Annotated in this window: 13 protein-coding genes; 10 read left to right on the top strand and 3 right to left on the bottom strand. The window is 67.8% G+C overall.

All coding sequences use genetic code 11. The features are described from left to right. Positions 1 to 93 precede the first annotated feature (93 nt). On the bottom strand, positions 94 to 1785 hold the full coding sequence (locus tag SCI24_RS05445) for an AMP-binding protein (RefSeq protein ID WP_318724418.1): 1692 nt from the start codon (positions 1783 to 1785) through the stop codon (positions 94 to 96). Between the two features lie 84 nt (positions 1786 to 1869). Beyond that, the gene (locus SCI24_RS05440; protein ID WP_318724417.1) at positions 1870 to 2313 is read right to left on the bottom strand and encodes a MerR family DNA-binding transcriptional regulator; all 444 of its coding nucleotides are present in this window, start codon (positions 2311 to 2313) and stop codon (positions 1870 to 1872) included. Between the two features lie 263 nt (positions 2314 to 2576). On the opposite strand from SCI24_RS05440, the gene SCI24_RS05435 reads away from it, so the two are divergent. The 6 genes from SCI24_RS05435 to SCI24_RS05410 all read left to right on the top strand — a co-directional run bounded on the left by SCI24_RS05435 (position 2577) and on the right by SCI24_RS05410 (position 10122). Next, a complete protein-coding gene (locus SCI24_RS05435) occupies positions 2577 to 3743 on the top strand; it encodes an acyl-CoA dehydrogenase family protein (RefSeq protein WP_318724416.1) in 1167 nt (388 codons plus the stop codon). 35 nt (positions 3744 to 3778) lie between these two features. Continuing rightward, positions 3779 to 4933 carry an enoyl-CoA hydratase/isomerase family protein gene (locus SCI24_RS05430; protein ID WP_318724415.1) on the top strand — a complete coding sequence of 385 codons (1155 nt, stop codon included), beginning with the start codon at positions 3779 to 3781 and terminating at the stop codon, positions 4931 to 4933. Positions 4934 to 4998: 65 nt separating this feature from the next. Beyond that, positions 4999 to 5901 (top strand): 3-hydroxyisobutyrate dehydrogenase, encoded by a 903-nt coding sequence (gene mmsB, locus SCI24_RS05425; RefSeq protein ID WP_318724414.1) that lies wholly within the window; start codon positions 4999 to 5001, stop codon positions 5899 to 5901. Positions 5902 to 6078: 177 nt separating this feature from the next. Beyond that, on the top strand, positions 6079 to 7482 hold the full coding sequence (locus SCI24_RS05420) for an MATE family efflux transporter (RefSeq protein ID WP_318724413.1): 1404 nt from the start codon (positions 6079 to 6081) through the stop codon (positions 7480 to 7482). A gap of 82 nt (positions 7483 to 7564) precedes the next feature. Further along, positions 7565 to 8746 carry an acyl-CoA dehydrogenase gene (locus tag SCI24_RS05415; RefSeq protein WP_318724412.1) on the top strand — a complete coding sequence of 394 codons (1182 nt, stop codon included), beginning with the start codon at positions 7565 to 7567 and terminating at the stop codon, positions 8744 to 8746. 170 nt (positions 8747 to 8916) lie between these two features. Then, on the top strand, positions 8917 to 10122 hold the full coding sequence (locus tag SCI24_RS05410) for a CaiB/BaiF CoA-transferase family protein (protein WP_318724411.1): 1206 nt from the start codon (positions 8917 to 8919) through the stop codon (positions 10120 to 10122). A gap of 130 nt (positions 10123 to 10252) precedes the next feature. On the opposite strand, the gene SCI24_RS05405 is transcribed toward SCI24_RS05410, so the two are convergent. Continuing rightward, positions 10253 to 11086: a pyruvate, water dikinase regulatory protein gene (locus tag SCI24_RS05405; RefSeq protein WP_318724410.1), complete on the bottom strand. Its 834-nt coding sequence runs from the start codon at positions 11084 to 11086 to the stop codon at positions 10253 to 10255. Between the two features lie 272 nt (positions 11087 to 11358). On the opposite strand from SCI24_RS05405, the gene ppsA reads away from it, so the two are divergent. The 4 genes from ppsA (at position 11359) to SCI24_RS05385 (ending at position 17811) form a co-directional block, all read left to right on the top strand. After that, positions 11359 to 13731, top strand: a complete 2373-nt coding sequence (ppsA, locus tag SCI24_RS05400) for a phosphoenolpyruvate synthase (RefSeq protein ID WP_318724409.1) — start codon at positions 11359 to 11361, stop codon at positions 13729 to 13731. 121 nt (positions 13732 to 13852) lie between these two features. Further along, positions 13853 to 14512 (top strand): anti-virulence regulator CigR family protein, encoded by a 660-nt coding sequence (locus tag SCI24_RS05395; protein WP_318724408.1) that lies wholly within the window; start codon positions 13853 to 13855, stop codon positions 14510 to 14512. Between the two features lie 118 nt (positions 14513 to 14630). Next, on the top strand, positions 14631 to 17039 hold the full coding sequence (locus SCI24_RS05390) for an ATP-binding protein (protein WP_318724407.1): 2409 nt from the start codon (positions 14631 to 14633) through the stop codon (positions 17037 to 17039). Further along, positions 17029 to 17811, top strand: coding sequence for a universal stress protein (locus SCI24_RS05385; protein ID WP_318724406.1), 783 nt, complete (start codon positions 17029 to 17031; stop codon positions 17809 to 17811). The genes SCI24_RS05390 and SCI24_RS05385 overlap by 11 nt, the downstream gene beginning before the upstream one ends. Positions 17812 to 17857: the final 46 nt, after the last annotated feature.

Genomic DNA, 17857 nt, shown 5'->3' with positions numbered 1-17857 from the left:
CGCCAAGCCGCCAAGAAAAACCTCCAGCAGAGTCGCCTGCTGGAGGTTTTTCATTGTTGCCATGGTGGCGCCGAGCACTATTCTGCTCGGCGCCTACGCCAGCCCCAACTCGTGGGTGGCTTCCTCGCGCATCTTGAACTTCTGGATCTTGCCGGTGACGGTCATCGGGAAGTCGTCGACGAACTTCACGTAGCGCGGCACCTTGTAGTGGGCGATCTGGCCCTTGCAGAAGGCCTTGAGCTCCTCCTCGCCGAGCGACTCGCCCTCGGTCAGCTTGACCCAGGCCATCACCTCCTCGCCGTACTTCTCGTCGGGCACGCCGATCACCTGCACGTCCGAGATGGCCGGGTGGGTGTAGAGGAAGTCCTCGATCTCCCGCGGATAGATGTTCTCGCCGCCGCGAATGATCATGTCCTTGATGCGCCCGACGATCGCCACATAGCCCTCGTCGTCCATGGTGGCTAGATCGCCTGTGTGCATCCAGCCCGCCTTGTCGATGGCCTTGTCGGTGGCCTCCTCGTTGTTCCAGTAGCCGAGCATCACGCTGTAGCCGCGGGTGCAGAGCTCGCCGGTCTCGCCGCGGGGCACCACGGCGCCGGTATCGGGGCTCACCAGCTTGACCTCCAGGTGGGGATGGATGGTGCCCACGGTGGTGACGCGCTTCTCCAGCGGGGCGTCGGTCTGGGTCTGGGTGCTCACCGGGCTGGTCTCGGTCATGCCGTAGCAGATGGTGACGTCCTGCATGTTCATGCGATCGATCACCTTGCGCATCACCTCGATGGGGCAGATGGAGCCGGCCATGATGCCGGTGCGCAGGCTGGAGAGGTCGAAGTTCTCGAACTCGGGATGCTCCAGCTCGGCGATGAACATGGTGGGCACGCCGTAGAGGGTGGTGGCCTTCTCCTCGGAGACGGCGCGCAGGGTCTGCTCGGGGTCGAAGCCGTCGCCCGGGTAGATCATGGTGGCGCCGTGGGTCACGCACCCCAGGTTGCCCATCACCATGCCGAAGCAGTGGTAGAGCGGGACCGGGATCACCATGCGATCGGCTTCGCTGAGATCCATGGTGCGGGCCACGAAGAAGCCGTTGTTGAGGATGTTGTGGTGGGAGAGGGTGGCGCCCTTGGGCGCGCCCGTTGTCCCCGAGGTGTACTGGATGTTGATCGGGTCGTCGAACTGCAGGCTGGCCTGGACATCGGCCAGGTGCTCGGTGGAGACCTCGTCGGCATGGGCCAGCATCTGCGGCCAGGTCAGCATGCCGGTCAGCGCGCGGTCGGCGTCGAGGCAGACCACCCGCTTGAGCTCGGGCAGCCGCTGGCAGGAGAAGGTGCCCGGGGCGCCGTCGCGAAGCTCGGGGGCCAGCTCGGCCAGGGTGGCGACGTAGTCGGAGGTCTTGAAGGCGCCCTGAAGGACCAGCGTCGAGGCGCCCGACTGCTTGAGGGCATACTCGAGCTCGTGGGTCCGATAGCTGGGATTGATGTTCACCAGGATGGCGCCGATCTTCGCCGTGGCGAACTGGGTGATGGTCCATTCGGCACAGTTGGGCGACCAGATGCCGACCCGGTCGCCCTTGTCCACCCCCAGGGCGAGCAGGGCGCGGGCCGCCTCGTCCACGGCCTGCTGCAGCGCCTTCCAGCTGTAGCGCAGCCCCTGGTGGCGGCTGATCAGCGCGTCGCGCTCGGCGAAGCGCGCCACGGTATCGTCGAAGCAGTCACCGATGGTTTGGCCCTTGAGGGGGGTGTCGCTGATGCCGCTGACGTAGCTGATCGATCGATGTTGACGTGTCATGGTGTTTCTCGTCTTGTTGTTGCCTGTGGCGGTGTGCGTGAAACGGGTAATGACGTCGTGGTTTGCCGGGCCCCTGCCTATCGCTCAGGCTTCGTGGCCGAGGCTGCGCAGTACCTCCCGGGCACGGTGATCCACGTCGTCGATCTCCATGCGCATCAGGCGGATGTCCTCCAGCTGACGCTCGAGGTTGTCACGCTTGTCGGCCAGAATCTCCAGCAGTCGCCAGAGCTGGCGCGCGTTGCCGTCGGGCATGGCGTCGTACATCGTCACCACCTCGCGGATCTCGGCCAGCGAGAATCCCAGCCGCTTGCCGCGCAGGGTCAGCTTCAGGCGCACCCGGTCCTTCTCGCGGTAGATGCGCTTCTGTCCCTCGCGGCGGGGCGCCAGCAGGCCTTCCTGCTCGTAGAAGCGGATGGTGCGTGGGGTGACCTCGAACATCCTCGCCAGCTCACCGATGGTGTAGTGTCGATGCTGGCGGGGCAAGGCCTCCTGGCTGGCCTCATTGGTCGGGGCGCTTGGCTGTGTCATGACGTCGATCCTGTGACCGGGTGGTGAACCGGCGGTTTCCCACCTCGTCTGGCAACACTAGACGAGGTTTACGTTAACGTAAAGTGCTTGTTCGACCATGGGGTGATATGGGATAAACCTAGCAAGTGCTAGGTTGGTGTCCAGCCGGCCGGACGAGGCAACGATGCCGCCGGGTGCCCACGAGACCTGCCCGGGACCCGCGGTGGCCCGGACCACAACCACAAAGACGTCACCCACCCATTGCTGAACAAGAGGGATTCCCCATGGACTTCTCCCTGACCGATGACCAGAAGGCGCTGGCCGCGGCCGCCGCCGACTTCGCGAGGGCCGAGCTGGTCGAGCATGCCGCCGACTGGGACGCGCGCTCCCACTTCCCGGTGGACGTGATACGCCGGGCCGGCGAGGCGGGGTTCCTCGGCATCTATACCCCGGAGGAGCACGGCGGCCTGGGCCTCTCGCGCCTGGAGGCCTCGCTGATCTTCGAGCAGCTCGCCCAGGGCTGCATCGCCACTACCGCCTACCTGACCATCCACAACATGGTGACCTGGATGATCGCCAGCTGGGGCGACGATGCCCTGCGCGAGGCCTGGGTCCCCGCCATGGTAGCCGGTGAGGCGCTCGGCTCCTACTGCCTCACCGAGCCCGGTGCCGGTTCCGATGCCGCCAGCCTGCGCACCAGGGCCGTGCGCGAGGGGGATGAGTATGTCCTCTCCGGCAGCAAGATGTTCATTTCCGGCGCGGGGGCCACCGAGGTGCTGGTAGTGATGGCCCGCACCGGCGCCCCCGACAGCGGCGCCGGCGGTGTCTCGGCGATCGTGGTGCCGGCCGATGCCGCGGGGATCGAGTACGGCAAGAACGAGGAGAAGATGGGCTGGAAGAGCCAGCCGACGCGCCTGGTCAGCTTCGACGGCGTGCGGGTGCCGGTCACCAACCGCCTCGGCGAGGAGGGGGAGGGCTTCAGGTTCGCCATGAAGGGCCTCGACGGCGGGCGCCTGAACATCGCCAGCTGCTCGCTCGGGGCCGCCCAGCAGGCGCTGACCCTGTCGCGGGACTACCTCGCCGAGCGCAAGCAGTTCGGCCGCGAGCTCAGCCAGTTCCAGGCCCTGCAGTTCAAGCTCGCCGACATGGCCAGCGAGTTGACCGCGGCACGACTGATGGTGCGTCACGCCGCCTGGCGCCTCGACCAGAATGATCCCGAGGCCACCGCCCACTGCGCCATGGCCAAGCGCTTCGCCACCGACATGGGCTTCAATGTCTGCAACGAGGCCCTGCAGCTGCATGGCGGCTATGGTTACATCCGTGAGTACCCCCTGGAGCGCCTGGTGCGCGACACCCGGGTGCACCAGATCCTCGAGGGCACCAACGAAATCATGCGCCTGATCGTCGCCCGTCGCCTGCTGGCCGATGGCGTCATCGAGTCGCTCCAGTAACCCCGTTTCCTTCACCAGACCCAGGAGATCCCGGGATGTCGGACCTTGCAGTGCTCTTCGACGAGCTGCCCACCCGCGACGGCGGCCGCATCGGCGTGGCCACCCTGAATGCCCCGAAGTCGCTCAATGCCCTGTCGCTGGAGATGATCCGCCAGCTCGAGGCCAAGCTCGAGGCCTGGGCGGTGGATCGCAGCGTGGTGGCGGTGTGGCTCGAGGGAAGCGGCGACAAGGCCTTCTGTGCCGGTGGCGACGTGGTGGCCCTCTACCGCTCGCTGACCGAGGAGGGCGAGAACCGCGGTGCCGGCCGCGACGGCATCTTCGCCGAGACCTACTTCACCGCGGAGTACCGCCTCGACTACCGCATCCACACCTACCCCAAGCCGCTGATGGTCTGGGGCGATGGCATCGTCATGGGCGGCGGCCTGGGGCTGATGGCCGGGGGCTTCCAGCGCCTGGTCACCGAGACCACGCGCATCGCCATGCCGGAGATCACCATCGGCCTCTATCCCGACATCGGGGCCAGCTGGTTCCTGGGGCGCATGCCCGCCGGGGTGGGGGCCTACCTGGGCCTGACCGGGGCCCAGCTCAATGCCCGCGATGCCCTGGACCTGGGGATGGCCGACCGCTTCATCCCGCGGGAGCGCCGCGAGGCGCTGCTCGGCGCCCTGGAAGAGGCCGACTATGGCGATCGCAGCCTGCCGGCCCTGCGTGCCGGGGTGCAGGGGGTGCTCGACGACCACGAGGACCGCCGCGCCGTGCCGGCCGGTCAGGTGTGGTCGCACCTCGACCATATCCAGGCGCTGGTGGGCCGGGTGGATGCCGCCACGGCCGTCAAGCGGATCCTGCGCGACACCACCGACGACGGCTGGCTCGCCGCCAACCGTGCGCGTCTCGCGGTCGGCTGCCCGATGAGCGCCCAGCTGGTGTGGCGCATGCTCGAGCGTCACGCCCACACCAGCCTCGCCGATGCCTTCCGCGACGAACTCGGCCTGTCGGTGCAGTGCTGTCGCCAGGGAGACTTCGTCGAGGGGGTACGCGCGCTGCTGGTCGACAAGGACAAGACGCCACGCTGGCAGCACGACAGCGTCGCCGGGGTGCCCCAGGCCGATATCCAGGCCCTGATGACCCCGCTCTGGTCCAGCGAGTCACACCCCCTGCGCGACCTTGGCGTCGGCCATCGGGTCGGGTAGGGGCGGAACAGCCTCGCGCACTGCCGCCATCACCTTCACGAGATCAACAACAAGGAGCACAACCTATGAACATCGCCTTTATCGGCCTGGGCAACATGGGCGCGCCCATGGCCATCAACCTGGTCAAGGCCGGCCATGACGTCACTGTCTTCGACCTGGTCGAGAGCGCCATCCAGTCCCTGGAAGCCGAGGGCGCACGGCGCGCCGCCAGCGCCGAGGCGGCGGCGGCCGGTGCCGACGTGGTCATCTCCATGCTGCCGGCCGGGGCGCACGTCAAGGGGCTCTACCTGGGCCGCGACGGTGCGCCGGGACTGCTCGATGCCCTCGACGGCAAGCCGCTGCTCGTCGACTCCTCGACCATCGCGCCGGACGATGCCCGCCTGGTGGCGGCGGCCGCCTCCGAGCGCGGCTTCACCTACCTGGATGCCCCGGTCTCCGGCGGGGTGGGCGGCGCCAAGGCCGGCACCCTGACCTTTATCGTCGGTGGGGCGGAGGAGGGATACTCGCAAGCGAAGCCCCTGCTCGAGGCCATGGGCAAGAACATCTTCCACGCCGGCGAGGCGGGTGCCGGGCAGGTGGCCAAGATCTGCAACAACATGCTGCTGGGCATCCTGATGTCGGGCACCGCCGAGGCACTGGCACTGGGCGTGAAGAACGGCATGGACCCGGCCGTGCTCTCCGAGATCATGAAGCAGAGCAGCGGCGGCAACTGGGCGCTCAACGTCTACAACCCCTGGCCCGGGGTGATGGAGGGCTCCGCCGCCTCCCGGGACTACCAGGGCGGCTTCCTGACCGACCTGATGGCCAAGGACCTGGGGCTGGCCTGGGAGCTGGCGCTGGGCTCGAAGTCCACCGTGCCCATGGGCTCCCAGGCCCGCAACCTCTTCGCGCTGCACAGCGCCCAGGGCAGCGGCCAACTCGACTTCTCCAGCATCCAGGCCCTCTACCGCCAGGGCGAGGAGAAGTAAGCACCGAGCCGCCAGCAGCCAAGCGGCCAAGAAAACCTCCAGCAGATTACTCTGCTGGAGGTTTCCCCTTGTCGCCATGGTGGTGCGTGAGCACCATCCTGCCCGGTGCTCGGCGCGCTTTGCCCTCCATCCGGGGAAACGGCACAATCCAGAGCCCGTTTTCCATCGAGACCCTGCATGAGCGCCCCCGCTTCCCCGTCTTCCTCCCCTGCGTCCCACCCCCGTCCCACCCGTCGCGAGCTGCTCGAGGGGCCCATCGGCCTGACCCTTCTGCGCAAGAGTCTGCCGGTGGTCGGCGGCATGATCGCCATGATGAGCTTCAACCTGGTGGATACCTGGTTCATCTCGCGCCTCGGTACCGAGGAGCTGGCCGCGGTGTCCTTCACCTTCCCGGTGGTGTTCACGGTGATCAGCCTGGCCATCGGCCTGGGCATCGGCACCTCGGCGGTGGTGGCCCGCCGGCTGGGGCAGGGCGACCTGGACACGGTAAGGCGGCGCGCCACCGATGCGGCCCTGCTGGCGGTAGGGGTCGGGCTGTGCATGACGCTGCTGGGCCTTGCCACCCTGGAGCCGCTGTTCCGCCTGATGGGCGCCGATGACCTGCTGATGCCGCATATCCGCGACTACATGGGCATCTGGTACCTGGGGGCGGCGGCGGTGATCGTGCCGCGGGTGCTCAACAGCATCCTGCGCGCCCACGGCAATACCGCTACCCAGGGGCTGATGATGGCGCTGGCCGCCGGGACCAACGTGCTGCTGGACTGGTGGCTGATCTTCGGTATCGGGCCCTTTCCGGCTCTGGGGGTCTCCGGAGCGGCGCTGGCCACGGTGCTGAGCTGGGGCATGATGGCGGTGGCCCTGGCCTTCCAGCGCGAGCTGCGCGAGCTCTTCGACCTGGCCGGCCTGAGCTGGGAAGGCCTCGCCGGCTCCTGGCGGGAGCTCGGCCGCATCGCCGGGCCGGCGGCCCTTACCAGTGTCTTCACCCCAATCGCCCTGGGCCTGGTGACCCGCATCGTGGCGGGCCATGGCCACGATGCGGTGGCCGGCTACGGCGTGGGCACGCGCATCGAGGCCATCTCCCAGATCGCCGTGCTGGCGCTCTCCATGACCCTCTCGCCGCTGGTCAGCCAGAATGCCGGTGCCGGCCAGCACGACCGGGTGCGCCGGGCGATCCTGGGCTGCTTCGTCTTCGTGCTGGCCTGGCAGCTGCTGGTCTGGGGCCTGCTGCAACTGCTGGCGCCCTGGCTGGTGGCCGGCTATGCCAAGCGCGAGGCGGTCGGGGAGGTGCTGCGCAGCTTCCTGTGGCTGGTGCCCCTCGGACTCGGTGCCCAGGGCGTGGTGATCCTGGCTGTCTCCTCCTTCAACGCCCTGCATCGCCCCGCCCGGGCCATGCGGCTCTCGATGGTCAGGCTCTTCGCGCTGACCGTGCCGCTGGCCTGGCTGGGCGGACGGCTGGCCGACAGCAGCGGCGTCTTCGCCGGGATGCTCATCGCCAACCTGATGGTCGCGCTGCTCGCCTGGCAACAGATCCGCGCCGAGCTGGGACACCGGGGCGCGAGCTGGAAGACAAGCGAGCAGTGACTTCCTACTTGGCAGATCAGCCGACTTGGTCTACATTTGTTGAAAATGTAGAAATTGTCAGCACGCCAAGCGAGGACACCCCATGAGCCAGATCACGCCCGTCACCTGGGACGACCCCTTCCGCCTCGTCGACCAGCTCTCCGAGGACGAGCGCATGGTCCTGCAGACCGCCCACGACTACTGTCAGGAAAAGTTGCTGCCGCGGGTGCTGGAGGCCAATCGTCACGAGCACTTCGATCGCGAGATCATGAACGAGATGGGCGAGCTGGGCCTGCTCGGCGCGACCATCAATGGCTACGGCTGCGCCGGGCTGAACTACGTGAGTTATGGCCTGATCGCCCGTGAGGTGGAGCGCGTCGACTCCGGCTACCGCAGTGCCATGAGCGTGCAGTCGAGCCTGGTGATGTACCCGATCCACGCCTTCGGCAGCGAGGCCCAGCGCGACAAGTACCTGCCGAAGCTGGCCAGCGGCGAGTGGGTGGGGGCCTTCGGTCTCACCGAGCCGGACCATGGCTCCGACCCCGGCGGCATGAGCACCCGTGCCACCCGCACCGACGGCGGCTGGCGGCTCAACGGCACCAAGACCTGGATCACCAACTCGCCTATCGCCGATGTCTTCGTGGTCTGGGCCCGAGACGACGAGGGGGTGGTCAACGGCTTCATCCTCGAGAAGGGCATGAAGGGACTCTCGGCCCCCAAGATCGAGGGCAAGTTCAGCCTGCGCGCCTCCATCACCGGCCAGATCGCCATGCAGGACGTGGAGGTCTCCGACGAGCAGCGGCTGCCCGGCGTCAAGGGGCTCAAGGGGCCGTTCTCCTGCCTCAACCGCGCCCGCTACGGCATCGCCTGGGGCACCATGGGCGCCGCCGAGGCCTGCTGGCATGCGGGGCGCGACTATACCCTGGAGCGCAAGCAGTTCGGCCGCCCCCTGGCCGCCAACCAGCTGATCCAGAAGAAGCTCGCCGACATGCAGACCGAGATCGCCCTGGGCCTGCAGGCCGCGCTGCGCGTCGGCCGCATGATCGACGACGGCCAGCTGGTCCCGGAGGCGATCTCGCTGATCAAGCGCAACAACTGCGGCAAGGCCCTGGACATCGCCCGCGTGGCCCGTGACATGCACGGCGGCAACGGGATCAGCGACGAGTACCACGTGATCCGCCATGTGATGAACCTCGAGGCGGTGAATACCTACGAGGGCACTCACGATGTCCATGCCCTGATCCTCGGGCGCGCCCAGACCGGCATCCAGGCCTTTACCGGCTGAGCCGCGGCAGCTGCGAAGTTGTCCATCACAAGGGGCGCCGGGGGCAAGCTGAAGAGGAGGTCCGGTTCCAGGGAAGGAATCGGTAGCGTACAGGGAGGTATTCACAGCGCCTCCTCGCAGGCTTGTCGCCGGAACAGCCCCGTAGTCTAAACGCTCTGCAAGGAGTCAAGATGAGCGGACCGCTTGAGGGCATCACGGTGCTCGACATGTCGCGGGTACTGGCCGGGCCCTGGGCCGGCCAGCTGCTTGCCGATCTCGGGGCGCGGGTGATCAAGGTCGAGCACCCCTCGCGGGGGGATGACACCCGCGGCTGGGGACCGCCCTGGCTGGCCGAGCAGGACGATGCCGAGCGGGTGGCGGCCTACTTCCTGTGCGCCAACCGCGGCAAGCAGTCGCTGGCCGTGGACATCGCCAGCGAGGGCGGCCAGGACCTGGTCAGGGAACTGGCGAAGGGCGCCGATATCCTGCTCGAGAACTTCAAGGTCGGCGGCCTGGCCAGGTACGGGCTCGACTACGCCAGCCTTCGGGCGATCAACCCGCGCCTGATCGGCTGCTCGGTCACCGGCTTCGGACAGGACGGTCCCTATGCCCACCGGGCCGGCTACGACTTCATGATCCAGGCCATGGGCGGGCTGATGAGCCTCTCCGGCGAGCCCGACGGCATGCCCATGAAGACCGGCGTGGCCATCACCGACGTGATGACCGGTCTCTATGCCACCGTGGGGGTGCTGGCCGCCCTGCAGGAGCGCGCGCGTACCGGGCGGGGGCAGCATATCGACCTGGCCCTGCTCGATGTCCAGGTGGCCACCCTGGCCAACCAGGCGCTCAATGCCCTGGTCGAAGGCCGTTCACCCGAGCGCCATGGCAACGCCCATCCCAATATCGTGCCCTACCAGGCGTTCGCCTGCGCCGATGGCCACTTGGTGCTCACCGTGGGCAACGATGCCCAGTTCGCGCGCTTCGCCGACCTGCTGGGCCACCCCGAGTGGGCCGAGGATCCCGCCTATGCCACCAATGCCGCCCGGGTCGGCAACCGGGAGGTGCTGGTCACGCTCATCCAGCGGATCCTGCTCGAGCGGGGCCGCGATGAGTGGCTGGCCGAGATGGAGGCGCGCGGTATTCCCGCCGGCCCCATCAACACCCTCACCGAGGTCTTCGACGACCCCCAGGTGCGCCATCGCGGCCTGCACCGGACGCTGCGCCGTGGCTATCTCGAGGTGCCCCAGGTCGCCAACCCGCTGCGCTTCGACGGCGAGCCTGCCACCAGCGAGGTAGCGCCGCCCAGGCTCGGTCAGGATAGCGATGCGATACTCGCCGAGATGGGCCTGACGCCGGAGGATATCGCCAGGCTCAGGCGGGCCGGTGTGGTGAGATAGCCTCAAGCAGCCAAGCAGCCAAGAAAAGCCTCCATCAGAGTCGCCTGCTGGAGGTTTTTCTTTGTCGCCATCTTGGTGCTTTAGCACCCTTATGCTCGGCGCTCGGCGCTCGGCGCTCGGCGCTCGGCGCTTATCGCGGCGAGAAGCGCCGTGTCAGGCCGGTCTCGGCGATCATCCGGGTGGAGATCTCCTCCACGGAGAAGCGGGTGGTGTCGATATAGGGGATATGCATCTGGCGATAAAGCCCCTCGGCCTGCTCGACCTCCTGGACGCACTGGTCCATGGAGCTGTAGCGGCTGTTGGGCCGGCGCTCGTGGCGGATCGCTGCCAGCCGTCGCGGGTCGATGGTCAGCCCGAACAGCTTGTGGCGATGCGGAACCAGGGCCTTGGGCAGCTTCAGGGTGCCATTCTCGTCCTGATCGTCCTCGGTGAGCGGGTAGTTGGCGGCGCGGATGCCGAACTGCAGGGCCAGGTAGAGCGAGGTGGGGGTCTTGCCGCAGCGCGAGACCCCGACGAGGATGATGTCGGCCTTGTCGTACTGGTGGGTGCGGGCCCCGTCATCGTTGTCCAGGGCGAAGTGCACCGAGTGGATGCGGTCCATGTAGACCTCATCCTTGCCGATGGCATGGGTGCGCCCGACGCTGTAGGAGGAGTGGGCCTCCAGCTCCTCCTCCAGCGGCTTGAGGAAGGTCGAGAAGATGTCGACCTTGAAACCGGGGGCCTGGCGGATCACCTCGCGGATCTGCTCGTCGACGATGGTGTCGATGATGATCGGCTGCTCGCCGTCGCGCACTGCCGTGGCCTCGATGATCGCCACCAGGGTCCGGGCCTTCTCGAGGGAGTCGATGTAGGGCTTGGTGAGCATGCGGATCTCGACGCTCTCGAACTGGGCGAGCAGGCTGCGTCCCAGACTCTCGGCGGTGATGCCGGTGCCGTCGGAGATGAAGAAGGCGGTGCGCGTCATGGCGGGTCGCTATGGTCCAAGGTAAAGGTGAGGCCCATTGTCGGTGCTGCTCGAGGCCGGGACAAGAGGCGGGTTTCCTGCCTGTCACGCCTCCCGCCACTACAGATGCCTGCCGATTCGGCCAGGTGTTGTAAAAATCCTCCAGTGACTTCGATGTTAGACTAATGGCGAATATGGAAGGCCGCTGTTAGAGTCGCCAGCATCCCTTCATGCCCGAGTCCCGCGCGGCCCGCCGGCATGATGCATCCGTCGTCGAAATCCTGGGAGGTCTCATGGACGATTACATTCAGTGGTTCGATCAATTGGGCATGGACGATGTCGAGCGGGTCGGCGGCAAGAACGCCTCCCTCGGCGAGATGATCTCCAACCTGTCCGGCGCGGGCGTCACCGTCCCCGGCGGATTCGCCACCACGGCACACGCCTACCGCGAATTCCTCTCCCATGAAGGGCTCAACGAGCGCATCAACCGCCGGCTCGCCACCCTGGACGTCGATGACGTGGCCGAACTGGCGAGGGCCGGTGCCGAGATCCGCCAGTGGGTGATCGACACGCCGCTGCCGCCGACCTTCGAGCGCTACCTGCGCGAGAGCTACGAGACGCTCTCGGCGATGCATCCCAACCTCAAGGTGGCCGTGCGCAGCTCGGCTACCGCCGAGGACCTGCCGGACGCCTCCTTCGCCGGCCAGCAGGAGACCTTCCTCAACATCGAGGGCTTCGACAACATCAAGCGTGCCGTGCATGAGGTCTTCGCCTCGCTGTTCAATGACCGCGCCATCTCCTATCGCGTCCATCGCGGCTATGCCCACGAGAACGTGGCGCTCTCCGCCGGCATCCAGAAGATGGTGCGCTCCGAAACCGGCGCCTCGGGCGTGTTGTTCACCCTGGACACCGAGTCCGGCTATCGTGACGCGGTCTTCGTCACCGCCTCCTGGGGGCTGGGCGAGACCGTGGTGCAGGGGGCGGTGAACCCCGACGAGTTCTATGTCCACAAGCCGACCCTGGCGGCGGGCCGCCCGGCGGTGCTGCGCCGCAACCTCGGCTCCAAGCTGATCAAGATGATCTACACCGACGACACCAGCGCCGGCAAGTCGGTGGCCACGGTGGACGTGCCGCTGGCCGACCGCGCGCGCTTCTGCATCGACGACGAGCAGATCATGGCGCTGGCGCGCCAGGCGGTGACCATCGAGGAGCACTACGGCCGCCCCATGGACATCGAGTGGGCGCTGGACGGCGACGATGGCGAGCTCTACATCGTCCAGGCGCGTCCCGAGACCGTGGTTTCCCAGCAGGAGGGCGGCAAGCTCGAGCGCTTCCAGCTCAAGGAGAAGGGGCGCACCCTGGTGGCCGGCCGGGCCATCGGCCAGCGCATCGGTCGTGGCGCGGTCAAGGTGGTGTTCTCCCCGGACGACATGGAGAAGGTCAATCCCGGCGATGTGCTGGTCACCGACATGACCGACCCGGACTGGGAGCCGATCATGAAGCGCGCCTCGGCGATCGTCACCAACCGTGGCGGCCGCACCTGCCATGCGGCGATCATCGCCCGGGAACTGGGCATTCCCGCCGTGGTGGGCTGCGGGGACGCCACCGAGGCGCTGGATGACGGGCGCGACGTCACCGTCTCCTGTGCCGAGGGGGACGCCGGCCACGTCTACGAGGGGCTGCTGGAGTTCGACCGCAACGTCACCAGCGTCGACGCCATGCCCGAGATCCCCTTCAAGATCATGATGAACGTCGGCAACCCGGATCGTGCCTTCAGTTTCGCCAGCCTGCCCAATGCCGGGGTCGGCCTGGCACGGCTCGAGTTCATCATCAACCGCATGATCGGGGTACACCCCAAGGCGCTGCTCGAGTACGACACCCTGCCCGCCGACCTGCAGCAGACCATCGACCTGCGCACCGCCGGCTACAGCGACCCGGTGGAGTTCTACGTCGACAAGCTGGTCGAGGGCATCTCGACCCTGGCGGCCTCCTTCTACCCGAAGCGGGTCATCGTGCGCCTGTCGGACTTCAAGTCCAACGAGTACGAGAACCTCATCGGCGGCAAGCTCTACGAGCCGGGAGAAGAGAACCCCATGCTCGGCTTCCGGGGCGCCTCGCGCTACATCTCGGACTCGTTCCGTCCCTGCTTCGAGCTGGAGTGCCGTGCACTCAAGCGGGTGCGCGAGGTGATGGGGCTCGACAACGTCGAGATCATGGTGCCCTTCGTGCGCACCACCGAGGAGGCCCGTGAGGTGGTCGACCTGCTGGCCGCCAACGGCCTGGCCCGGGGCGAGAACGGTCTCAAGGTGATCATGATGTGCGAGCTGCCGGCCAACGCCCTGCTGGCCGAGGAGTTCCTCGAGTACTTCGATGGCTTCTCCATCGGCTCCAACGACCTGACCCAGCTGACCCTGGGGCTGGACCGCGACTCCGGCATCGTCGCCCACCTCTTCGACGAGCGTAACCCCGCCGTGAAGAAGCTGCTGGCCATGGCCATCCAGGCCTGTCACGCCCAGGGCAAGTACATCGGCATCTGTGGCCAGGGCCCCTCGGACCATCCGGACCTGGCCAAGTGGCTGATGGAGCAGGGCATCGACTCCGTGTCGCTCAACCCCGATGCGGTGCTCGAGACCTGGTTCATGCTGGCCGGCGAGACCCTGGGCTGACGCCCGCTCCTGCCAGCAGTGACAGACGACACCCGGGCTTGCCCGGGTGTCTTGCTTTGTGCACGGCGCTTGCACGATGCCGGGCTAGACTGAGCGTACATGCCCCGACGTGGAGGTCTGCATGAAGACCCGTTTCCCCCTCTTTCCCCTGGTGGTGGCCGGTGCCCTCGGCCTGTCCCTCGCCGCCTCACCGCTGCTGGCCCAGCCCGGCAACGGCCAGGGCAATGCCCAAGGGGCGGCTCCCTGGAAGGAGGAAGGCAAGCCGCAGCGTGGCCAGCAGGGGCAGGGTGGTCCCCAGGAGTCCCGTGGCCAGGGCCAGGCCCAAGGTGATCGCGACCGCCAGGCGTCTCGTGACCGAGGGCGCGACGAGTATCGCGACCGGGAGCGTAACGAATATCGCGACCGAGAGCGTGAGGAATATCGTGATCGAGAACGTGAGGAATATCGTGATCGAGAACGTGATGAGTACCGTGACAGGGAACGCTATCGCGACGAGGCCAGGCGGCCGATGATCGACGAGCGCGAGGTTCGCGAGATCTTCCGCAGTCGGCGCGAGTATCTTCACCATGATGACCGCAACAGCCTGCCGCCCGGCATCCGCATGAACCTGGAGCGCGGCAAGCCCCTGCCCCCCGGCATTGCCAGGAACTTCGACGAGCGCGTGCGGCGCGACCTGCCCGACTACGAGGGCTATGAATGGCGCCGTGTGGGGACCGACGCCGTGCTGGTCGACCTCACCAACGACATCATCCATGAAGTGATCCACGACATCCTGCGCTGATCACCCCGGGCGGGCACGCCGGTGCCCGCCGTCCCCTGTGCCCGCTCTCCTTGATCTCCATCAGGCAGGGACCCTTCGTCATGTCTCATACTGCCCGTGTCTGCAAAGGAGAACTGCCATGGTGGAACCCCTTGGGGTGGCGCAGGTGTATCGGACCTGTCCGACCGATGCCTTCGATTTCGAGGTCACCAGCGAGCTCGAGTCGCTGGACCTGCTCGTCGGCCACGAACGCGCACGGGATGCGTTGAGCTTCGGCACCGCGATCCGCAGTGACGGTTTCAACCTCTTCGTGCTGGGCCAGCCCGGCCATGATCGCCACAGCCTGGTGGGCAGCTTCCTCGCCGAGAAGGCCCGGGCCGCCTCGTCCCCCCGGGACTGGTGCTACCGCTACAACTTCGACGACCCCGCCGTGCCGCTGGCCCTCTCGTTGCCGCCCGGCCTGGGACGCCAGCTGCGCACCGATCTGGAGGCCCTGGTCGAGGAGTTGCGCAGCGCCATCCCGGCGGTGTTCGAGAGCGAGGAGTACCAGAATCGCATCCACGAGCTCAAGCAGGCCATGGGCGAACGCCAGCGCGACGCCGTGGAGGCCGTGCGACGCGAGGCCCGCGAGCACGATATCCTGCTGCTCTCCACCCCCAACGGCTTCACCTTCGCACCGGCCGACGGCGACAAGATGATGGCGCCGGAGGCCTTCGAGAAACTGCCGAAGGACGAGCGCGAACGCATCGAGGCCACGGTCGAGATCCTGCAGCGCAAGCTGACCCAGGCGATCCGCCAGATGCCGCGCCTGGCCAAGGAGCTGCGCGACCAGGCCAACACCCTCAACGCGGAGATGCTCGAGTCGGCCATCGGCGCCCCGCTGGATGAGCTCAAGGAGCGCTATGCCGAGCACGCGGGCATCCTGACCCATCTGGACGCCATCCGCGAGGCGATCCTGTTCAATGTCGACTCCTTCATCGCCGACGAGCCCGACATCCCGGCGGAGGCGGTGTTCAGCCGCTTCCAGGTCAACCTGATCGTGGACAACGCCGAGGCACAGGGGGCGCCGGTGATCTACCAGGACCTGCCCACCCACCAGCACCTGGTGGGCCGCATCGAGCATCACGTGCACAACGGCACCCTGCTGACCGACTTCTCGCTGATCCGGGCCGGCGCCCTGCATCGCGCCAACGGCGGCTACCTGGTGCTGGACGTGCGCGGCGTGCTCACCCAGCCCGGCGCCTGGGATACCCTCAAGCGGGTGCTGAAGGCCGGCGAGATCCGTACCGAGTCGCTGGAGCAGGCCTATGGGCTGATCAGCACCGTGACCCTCGAGCCGGAGCCAATCCCGCTGGACGTCAAGATCGTGCTGCTGGGCGAACGCCTGCTCTACTACCTGCTCTGCGAGCATGACCCCGAGTTCCTGGAGCTGTTCAAGGTCCAGGCCGACCTCGAGGATGAGCTCGACCGTGACCCCCGGCACGAGGCCTTCTATGCCCGCATGGTGGCGACCCTGGCCCGCGAGGCGGCCCTTCGTCCGCTGGATCGCAGCGGTGTGGCCGCGGTGATCGAGCGGGCCAGCCGTCTGGCCGACGACCAGCGCAAGCTGACCGCGCGTCATCGCGACCTCCATGACCTGGTGCTGGAGGCCGATCACTGGGCCGGCGAGGAGGCGGCTACGGTAATCGCCCGTCGCCATGTCGAGAAGGCGGTCAGCCAGCAGCTCTGGCGCGCCGGGCGCATCCGCGAGCGTAGCCACGAGATGATCACTCGCGGCACCATGATGGTCGCCACCGAGGGGCGCGTGGTCGGCCAGGTCAACGGCCTCTCCGTGCTGCAGCTTGGGGAGTACGCCTTCGGCCAGCCGTCGCGTATCACCGCCACGGCGCGGCCGGGCAACGGCCAGGTGGTGGACATCGAGCGCGAGGCGCGCATGGGGGGGCGCATCCACTCCAAGGCGGTGATGATCCTGTCGCGCTACCTGGCCATGCGCTACGCGGGGGAGGAACCGCTCTCGCTCTCCGCGAGCCTGGCCTTCGAGCAGTCCTACGGCGGGATCGAGGGCGACAGCGCCTCGGTGGCCGAGGTGTGTGCGCTGGTCTCGGCCATCGCCCGGGTGCCGCTCGACCAGGCCTTCGCCGTGACCGGCTCCATCGATCAGCATGGGCGGGTCCAGGCGGTGGGCGGCGTGAACGAGAAGATCGAGGGGTTCTTCGATGTCTGCGCCGCCCGTGGCGACCTCGAGGGGCAGGCGGTGATCCTGCCGGCGACCAACGTCGAGCACCTGATGCTCAAGGCGGAGTTGCGTGAGGCGATCGAGGAGGGACGCTTCCGGGTCTTCGCCGTGTCACGGGTGGACGAGGCACTGGAGCTGCTCACCGGTCTGCCCATCGGCGCCCCCGACCCCCAGGGGCGCTTCCCCGAGGGCAGCCTCGATGCCCGCGTGGCCGAGCGGCTGGCCCATTTCCGCGAGGTGGTGAAGCACGCGCGCCAGGAGGAGCGGGGCGGCGATGGCGAGGAGCACGAGGAGTCGGACGATGAACGTTGACGTGCCCCGGTCAGGCCCGGAGGAGACGGGGGGAGAGGGCGAGATCCCGGTGATGCGGGTGCTGGCGCTGCTCGATGCCTCTCGCCACAGCCTGGCGGCACTGGCCGCCGCGGTGGACCTCGCGGTGACGCGCCAGGCCGAGCTGGTGGCCCTCTACGTCGAGGACCAGGACCTGCTGGGCAGCGCCGGCTTTCCCTTCGCCCGGGAGATCGGCGCCGCCTCGGGACGGGTGCGCCGGCTGTCGAGGTCCGACCTCGAGGCCGGCATGGCCCGGCAGGCCCGTCGCGTGACCGAGGCCCTGGATGCCGCGGTCGCCGGCCGGGAGCTGCAACACCAGTTGCGGGTCAGTCGCGGTCGTGTGGTCAGCGAAGCGTTGTCGCTGGCCGGCCCGGGGGACCTGCTGGTGCTCGGCAAGGCGGGGTTATCGGGCCACTGGGGCGTGCGCCTGGGCTCGACAAGCCGTGCCCTGATCCTCGAGGCGCCCTGCACGGTGATCATCTGGGACGAGCGGCTGTCGCTGGCTCGAGGCCCGCTGCGGACCCTGGACGGTCCCGGGGCGGGCGGCGAGTTCCCGCCGGTTCCCGAGGCGCTGACCCGCCTGTTCGACGGCAGGGAGGTCCTGCAGGCGAGCGATGCCCGGCAACTGGAGCGGCAGCTGGCCCACGTGGACAGCGGTGCCCTGCTGCTTCACCGCCCCCAGCTCGCCCGCCTGGCCGACCAGGATGCCGACCTGCTGGCCCGCCTGCCGATCCCGGTCATCGTGGTGCCCTGAGGATTCGAGCGTTTCCGGCCCACGGGGCGGCGAGAATTTGGCAAGA

The organism is Halomonas sp., from assembly GCF_033549285.1.
GTDB lineage: Bacteria > Pseudomonadota > Gammaproteobacteria > Pseudomonadales > Halomonadaceae > Halomonas.
This window is presented reverse-complemented; position numbering and strand designations above follow the sequence as displayed.

Excerpts from the sequence above, each read along its gene's own strand:
- SCI24_RS05445 (WP_318724418.1), bottom strand. The coding sequence starts at position 1,785 with ATGACACGTCAACATCGATCGATCAGCTACGTCAGCGGCATCAGCGAC.
- SCI24_RS05440 (WP_318724417.1), bottom strand. The coding sequence starts at position 2,313 with ATGACACAGCCAAGCGCCCCGACCAATGAGGCCAGCCAGGAGGCCTTG.
- SCI24_RS05435 (WP_318724416.1), top strand. The coding sequence starts at position 2,577 with ATGGACTTCTCCCTGACCGATGACCAGAAGGCGCTGGCCGCGGCCGCC.
- SCI24_RS05430 (WP_318724415.1), top strand. The coding sequence starts at position 3,779 with ATGTCGGACCTTGCAGTGCTCTTCGACGAGCTGCCCACCCGCGACGGC.
- mmsB (WP_318724414.1), top strand. The coding sequence starts at position 4,999 with ATGAACATCGCCTTTATCGGCCTGGGCAACATGGGCGCGCCCATGGCC.
- SCI24_RS05420 (WP_318724413.1), top strand. The coding sequence starts at position 6,079 with ATGAGCGCCCCCGCTTCCCCGTCTTCCTCCCCTGCGTCCCACCCCCGT.
- SCI24_RS05415 (WP_318724412.1), top strand. The coding sequence starts at position 7,565 with ATGAGCCAGATCACGCCCGTCACCTGGGACGACCCCTTCCGCCTCGTC.
- SCI24_RS05410 (WP_318724411.1), top strand. The coding sequence starts at position 8,917 with ATGAGCGGACCGCTTGAGGGCATCACGGTGCTCGACATGTCGCGGGTA.
- SCI24_RS05405 (WP_318724410.1), bottom strand. The coding sequence starts at position 11,086 with ATGACGCGCACCGCCTTCTTCATCTCCGACGGCACCGGCATCACCGCC.
- ppsA (WP_318724409.1), top strand. The coding sequence starts at position 11,359 with ATGGACGATTACATTCAGTGGTTCGATCAATTGGGCATGGACGATGTC.
- SCI24_RS05395 (WP_318724408.1), top strand. The coding sequence starts at position 13,853 with ATGAAGACCCGTTTCCCCCTCTTTCCCCTGGTGGTGGCCGGTGCCCTC.
- SCI24_RS05390 (WP_318724407.1), top strand. The coding sequence starts at position 14,631 with ATGGTGGAACCCCTTGGGGTGGCGCAGGTGTATCGGACCTGTCCGACC.
- SCI24_RS05385 (WP_318724406.1), top strand. The coding sequence starts at position 17,029 with ATGAACGTTGACGTGCCCCGGTCAGGCCCGGAGGAGACGGGGGGAGAG.